Genomic DNA, 6,374 nt, shown 5'->3' on the forward strand with positions numbered 1-6,374 from the left:
GAAACGCCCCTCATCTGGAACGAGACGGGTCGGTTATGAACTGATTCGAACGAAAAGGGAACATATTTATTTTTTTATTTGGGGCTTGACAGCCCAAATCACACCAGATCTAGCCCGTCGGGCTAAACAACTTTTTTGCGCGACGTCATTTGCCAGCTCGGCGAACAAGAAAAAATTTCACCCGTCGGGCAAATCACCGACCTCTCATCCTCAAGGGTTCGTTTGCACGCCCTGTTCCTCGTTTCCGAGATGGAATGGCTTTTTGTTGCCGATCAGGTACTTATATATACCAAACAGCCACCGGGGAGATGCGAGATGGCCGACGTAACAGCACATCCTCTGGTGCTGGCGAACACTGGTAACAGCGGGCAGCAGGTCATAGGCAAAGTGCCGGCGTCACGGATAGAGCGCCTGATGCAGGAGCGCAGGGTCGAGAGATTGGCCGTGGCGTCCAGGCGGGCGTTTGCCGCCTTGGCGCGTCTGGAGAAGGCCGGCCTCTCGGCATGGATCGTCGGTTCGCTTGCTCGGGGGACGTTCGCGATTCATTCAGATGTCGACTTTCTGGTGGATTGCGGTCCCGAAACGGAAGACCTTGCTTTCCGGCTCCTCGAAAAGGAAATGCGCGATTTCCCCTTTCATTTCATCCCGAGCTCCGATCTGGATGAGTCGAAAAAGGCTATCATGATGAAGGAGGCTATCGGTGCATCCAGCATTCGCGCTCACGCGCACCAGGCTGACTGAAACACGTTCGGAATTCGAAGCATTTTTGCAAGCCAACACAGAGCGTTTGGTCCCTCTCGAAGAGAACCAAGAAGCCTCTGCGGCATGGCTCCGCGCGGTTTCGCGCGCCAGCGGGATCGAAGGGGTATATACCGGCATGGAGAACGTCCTAAGAGAAGTTCTCAACTTGGTCGATGGCGGGGTGTTCGGCAAATCGGAGAGTTTCCATGCCCAGCTGCTGGCGCAGGCCGCCCAGAAGACCGACCAGAGATCGGAAGTCATCGACCGGGAGCTCTATGAAAAGCTCGACGAACTCCGATCATTCAGGCATCGCGAACGCACAAGCTATCGTCACGTCCTCAAGGAAGAGCTCGTCAACAAGAACCTTGAGCTTCTTAAGAAGGCTTTTTCACTCTTCGAAACGCAAATTGTCACATTCATTGAAGCCTGGGAAAGAAGGCCCACTGACAAGGACGATGCTAAGTCATCCCACAAGCCTTGAAAGGCGCCGAAGCAGAGCTCTCAACCGCCGAGATCGGGATCGGCCCAGCGTTCGATTTGGTAAGTCCCGACAACCTGCTTGGGCTGATGCGGATTGAGCGTGCCGGCGCTGACCGACCAGCCTTTTGCCAGGATCTGCATCGCGAAAAGCTTGGCGTCGACTTCCGATTTGAAGGTACGCGTCGAGCGACGAACGCGGATGGCGCGAGGGCGCGCATGCGCCGCTTTATCCGGACCGAAGGTCACATACCAGATATCGGGTTGCGTCATCGCCTCATAACGCCGCGAGCCTGCGAAAGTTTCCTATGCTACTGGGGGCCATCCCGACGGACGGCCCCCATTCGGCGTGATGAGGCAGCGCACGGCTTACTCGACGATTTCGACAATCCGGCGGGTGCGCGGATCGACCAGAACGGTGCGACCGTCCACCACCGTGTAGCGATACTCCCGGGCGCCATATTCCGGCGGCACCTCGTAATAGGTTACGCCTGCCTCCGGCAGCACCGCACCGACCCGGACGTCTTCGCCATAGTGATAGGAAGGCAGGTGCCGCTCGACGACATAATGGTTGAAGCGGGGTCGTTCATCGATTCCCAAAACCCCGTTGACGCCACCGACCACGCCGCCAACGACGCCGCCGACAACAGCGCCGACCGGTCCGGCAGCTCTTTCGCCCTCTCTTGAGCCACGCTCAACTCCACCAGGGACGCCCTGGGCCTGCGCTGCCGCAGACAGCGCGACCGTAGCCGCAACGGCGGCCATGAAGATAAGACGGCATTTCATAAGCAAACTCCTGTGCATGTTAGGGTGAAGTTCAAGTGCTATCGAGCCAAAAGGTTCCTCGGCGAGCAGCGCGAGGCGCACAAGGCGAGCCGCCAAAAAGCAATGGTCAGCGAGAGCTTCATGGACGATAGCGACAAGAATCGGTAAGTTGCCGGTTGCGCGACCGCCCTCGGGTTGGGTTCGCGGCACCCCTCGTGAAGAGATCAGCATTGATGACAGCCGTTCCCGCAGCCCGGCGTTCCGAACTCGCCGATGCACTACGCACCTGCCGCGGTGCTTTCATTGGCGTCGGCGTCATGAGCTGCATGATCAACCTGCTCTATCTGACCGGCTCGATCTTCATGCTGGAGGTCTACGACCGGGTGCTGCCGAGCCGGAGCGTGCCGACCCTGGTGGGTTTGGCCATTCTGGCCGGCGGATTGTACATCGCCCAGGGCGTGCTCGACCTGATACGCGGTCGCATCCTCGGGCGCGTCGGAACCGCGCTCGATGAATCCCTCAATGCCCGCGTGTTCGAAACCATCGTCCGCCTGCCGCTCCTGGTCGGCAGCCGCAACGAGGGCCTGCAGCCGCTGCGCGATCTGGACAACGTCCGCTCCTTCCTTTCCGGCATGGGGATGAGTGCGTTCTTCGATCTGCCATGGTTGCCGCTCTATCTGGCGATCTGTTTTGCCTTTCATGTCATGATCGGCCTGACCGCGCTGGTCGGCGCCGTCATTCTGATCGCCCTCACCGTCGTGACCGAGTTCCTGTCGCGCGCGCCGGCACGCGAGGCCACCAGTCTGGCGGCGCGCCGCAACGATCTCGCCGCCACCAGCCGGCGCAATGCGGAAGTGCTGGTCGCGATGGGAATGTCCGGACGTCTGACCGGACGCTGGAGCGCGGTCAACGAGAAATATCTTGCCGGCAATCAGCGCGCCAGCGACGTCACCGGAGGGCTTGGCGCGATTGCCAAGGTGATGCGCATGACCCTGCAGTCGGCCGTGCTCGGGGTCGGCGCCTATCTCGTGATTTATCAGGAAGCAACCGCGGGCATCATCATCGCGGGCTCGATCCTGAGCGCCCGGGCACTGGCGCCGGTCGATCTGGCGATTGCACATTGGAGGGGTTTCGTTGCCGCCCGCCAGAGCTGGCGCCGCCTCAACCGGCTTTTGGAACAGCTGCCGGTGCGGTCCGCGCAGATGCAGCTGCAGAGCCCGTCGAGCCGCCTGTCGGTCGAAGGCGTCAGCATCGTGCCGCCGGGCGATCAGAAGGTGATCGTCCAGGACGTGACGTTCGCGCTGGTGGCCGGCAATGGCCTCGGCATCATCGGGCCGAGCGGATCGGGCAAATCTTCGCTGGCGCGTGCGCTGGTCGGCGTGTGGCGGCCGGCACGCGGCAAGGTGCGGCTCGACGGCGCCGCGCTCGATCAGTGGTCGCCCGACGTGCTCGGCCGTCACATCGGCTATCTGCCGCAGGATGTCGAACTGTTCGCCGGAACCGTCGCCCATAATATTTGCCGCTTCGACCCGGAAGCCGGTTCCGAGGACATCATCGCGGCCGCGAAACAGGCCGGCGTCCACGACATGATCATCAAGATGCGCGACGGCTACGATACCGAGATCGGCGAGCAGGGCCATGCGCTCTCGGCCGGTCAGGCGCAGCGCGTGGCGTTGGCGCGGGCGCTCTTCGGCGATCCTTTCCTGATCGTGCTGGACGAGCCCAACTCCAATCTCGATACCGAGGGCGACGAGGCGCTGACCCGGGCGGTCCGCTCGGCGCGCGAGCGTGGCGCCATCGTGGTGGTGGTCGCGCACCGGCCGATCGGCATCGAGGCGGTCGATCAGCTTCTCGTCCTCAAGGACGGCCGCATGCAGGCCTTCGGGCCGAAGGAAACCGTGCTGGGACAGGTGCTGCAGCGGGTCGCGCCGCCGGTGCCGATCAAGATCGTATCCGACGGCGGAGTTGCCAAATCATGAGCGGCAGCGAACTTCAGGGTGCGCGGCGTTCGATCCGGCTGCATCTGATCACGGGCCTCGCCGTCGTCGTCATTCTGGCCGGCGGCTTTGGCGGCTGGGCCTCGACGGCGGAGATCTCCGGCGCGCTGATCGCGCCGGGGTCGATCGTGGTCGAATCCAGCGTCAAGAAGGTGCAGCATCCGACCGGCGGCGTGGTCGGTGAAGTACTGGCGCGCGATGGCGACCTTGTCAAATCAGGCCAGGTGGTGGTGCGGCTGGACGACACCGTAACCAAGGCGAGCCTTGCGATCGTCACCAAGACCCTCGACGGACTGTGGGCCCGCGCCGCGCGGCTCGAAGCCGAACAGCGCGGACTGGACACCATCGTGTTTCCAAAGATGCTGCTCGATCGCGCCGAGGATCCCGATGTCAGGAACGTGATGGCGAGCGAGAGCAAATTGTTCGAGGTCCGCGTCAATGGCAGGATCGGACAGAAGGCGCAATTGCGCGAGCGGATCACGCAGCTGAACGAGGAAATCGCCGGCCTGACCGCGCAGGAAAAGGCCAAGGACCGGGAAATCGCGCTGGTGGAACAGGAACTGACCGGCGTTCGCACCCTCTACGATCAACATCTGGTGCAGATGTCGCGCCTGACCACGCTCGAGCGCGATGCCGCGCGGCTCAACGGCGAGCGCGCGCAATACATTGCCTCGCGGGCCCAGAGCAAGGGCAAGATCACCGAAACCGAGCTGCAGATCATCCAGGTCGACAAGGACATGGTCAGCGAGGTCTCCAAGGATCTGCGCGAGAGCAATGACAAGATCGGCGAATTCGTCGAGCGCAAGGTCACGGCCGAAGACCAGTTGCGCCGGGTCGACATCCGCGCCCCGCAGGACGGCATGGTGGAGCAGTCGACGGTCCATACCGTCGGCGGGGTGATCACCGCCGGCGACGCCATCATGCTGATCGTGCCGCAGGCCGATGACCTCCAGGTCGAGGCCAAGGTCAATCCGCAGGATATCGACAAGCTGCAGATCGGCCAGAAAACCCTGCTGCGGCTGTCGGCGTTCAACCAGCGCACCACCCCGGAACTGAACGGCGTCGTCACCCGGGTGTCGCCCGACGTCACCACCGACCAGCGCACCGGGCAGAGCTATTACACGATCAGGGTTTCGATGCCGCCGCAAGAAGTCGCCCGGCTCGGCGAGGTCAAGCTGATCCCGGGCATGCCGGTCGAGGCCTTCGTGCAGACCGGCGACCGCACCATGCTGTCCTATCTGATCAAGCCGCTGCACGACCAGCTGATGCGCGCCTTCCGGGAGAAGTGAGGCGACTCATTTCAGTCAAGGTATCGAGCCCTCAGCGCGACAACTGCTGCAACAGCAGATCAAGCGCCGCTGCCGCGAACACCTGCATGTTGGCGAGCCGGTCGCTGTTGCCGGTCTCGATCGTCATCGCGGTCAGCTCCGCACCCGCAACCGCGAGGCAGCTGTGGCCGGCGGCATCGCCATAGCGGTTGCCGGTCGGTCCGGTCGCGCCGGTCTCCGACAGGCCCCAGTCGGCCGAGAAGCGCCGGCGGATCTGGCTCGCCAGCAGTCTGGCGTAAGGCTCCGACGAGGAGCGCAGGCCCTGCATCGCCGCATCCGGGATATCCATCAGGATCCGCCGCGCATCGCGGGTATAGACCACGGCCCCGCCGAGGAAATAGGCCGACGCGCCGGGCACCGCGAGCAGGGCTGCGGAGATCAGCCCGCCGGTCGAGGACTCCGCGACCGCGACGGTCTGACGCCGCGCGATCAGCAGGGCAGCGATTTGTTCGGCGGTGGCGACGAGGTCTTTCATCTGTTCTCAACTCCTGCCGACGATGCGAGATGTTTCCAGTGCAGCGATTTTGAGGTTCGAATCATATCCATATCATCGTTCAGCCCGAGAGACTGCCGAAAATGCCGCCGATGAAATAAGGGATGTTCAAGCCGTCATTGCGAGCCACCGGCACGGCGCAAGGCGCCGTCCGGTGAGCGAAGCAATCCAAAGCCGCGTACGCCGCGCGATGGATTGCTTCGTCGCAAGGGCTCCTCGCAATGACGGTGGAAGATCCGCGGGGATCAGGCTTCGCGACGCGCGCGAGCGCGCGGCTCACACGATGATGTAGTACCTGAACTGATGAGTCATTTGTAGGATGGGTTGGAGTGACCAGATCGGACGCATGTCCGAGCTGGTCACGAAACCCATCGCCGCGGCGGAATTGGTGGGTTTCGCAAAAAGAGCTCGGAGGCCTTGTCAGTATCATCGGTGAGGGAGCCGCGCTGCCCACGCTCCCCTCCCCCCGCTCTTGCGGTGGGGAGGGGTCGGGGTTGGGGGGTGCCTCCGCGGGCGCCGGCGTCTGACATAACCCCGATTGGTGGTTATGGGCTCGCGCAAGAGCGCGCCCCG

The 6,374-nt window shown here is 62.8% G+C and carries 7 protein-coding genes; 4 read left to right on the forward strand and 3 right to left on the reverse strand.

Annotated elements, in window-relative coordinates; genetic code table 11:
- Window positions 1–135 precede the first annotated feature (135 nt).
- Window positions 136–741 (forward strand): nucleotidyltransferase domain-containing protein, encoded by a 606-nt coding sequence (locus tag ABSG20_RS26495; protein WP_423867444.1) that lies wholly within the window; start codon window positions 136–138, stop codon window positions 739–741.
- Window positions 701–1,222 carry a ribonuclease toxin HepT-like protein gene (locus ABSG20_RS26500; RefSeq protein WP_423867445.1) on the forward strand — a complete coding sequence of 174 codons (522 nt, stop codon included), beginning with the start codon at window positions 701–703 and terminating at the stop codon, window positions 1,220–1,222. Before ABSG20_RS26495 ends, ABSG20_RS26500 begins: the two co-directional genes overlap by 41 nt.
- 20 nt (window positions 1,223–1,242) lie before the next feature.
- Here ABSG20_RS26500 and ABSG20_RS26505 read toward each other — a convergent pair whose 3' ends face one another.
- Window positions 1,243–1,491 (reverse strand): hypothetical protein, encoded by a 249-nt coding sequence (locus tag ABSG20_RS26505; protein ID WP_423867446.1) that lies wholly within the window; start codon window positions 1,489–1,491, stop codon window positions 1,243–1,245.
- Window positions 1,492–1,587: 96 nt separating this feature from the next.
- Window positions 1,588–2,004, reverse strand: a complete 417-nt coding sequence (locus ABSG20_RS26510; protein WP_423867447.1) for a DUF1236 domain-containing protein — start codon at window positions 2,002–2,004, stop codon at window positions 1,588–1,590.
- 212 nt (window positions 2,005–2,216) lie between these two features.
- Here ABSG20_RS26510 and ABSG20_RS26515 point away from each other — a divergent pair, with 212 nt between their 5' ends.
- Both ABSG20_RS26515 and ABSG20_RS26520 read left to right on the forward strand, forming a co-directional pair.
- A complete protein-coding gene (locus ABSG20_RS26515) occupies window positions 2,217–3,962 on the forward strand; it encodes a type I secretion system permease/ATPase (protein WP_423867448.1) in 1,746 nt (581 codons plus the stop codon).
- A complete protein-coding gene (locus tag ABSG20_RS26520) occupies window positions 3,959–5,269 on the forward strand; it encodes an HlyD family type I secretion periplasmic adaptor subunit (RefSeq protein WP_423867449.1) in 1,311 nt (436 codons plus the stop codon). The genes ABSG20_RS26515 and ABSG20_RS26520 overlap by 4 nt, the downstream gene beginning before the upstream one ends.
- Before the next feature lie 31 nt (window positions 5,270–5,300).
- On the opposite strand, the gene ABSG20_RS26525 is transcribed toward ABSG20_RS26520, so the two are convergent.
- On the reverse strand, window positions 5,301–5,783 hold the full coding sequence (locus ABSG20_RS26525; protein WP_423867450.1) for a CinA family protein: 483 nt from the start codon (window positions 5,781–5,783) through the stop codon (window positions 5,301–5,303).
- Between the last annotated feature and the right edge of the window lie 591 nt (window positions 5,784–6,374).

It is taken from the genome of Bradyrhizobium sp. (assembly GCF_049512235.1).
Classification (GTDB): domain Bacteria; phylum Pseudomonadota; class Alphaproteobacteria; order Rhizobiales; family Xanthobacteraceae; genus Bradyrhizobium.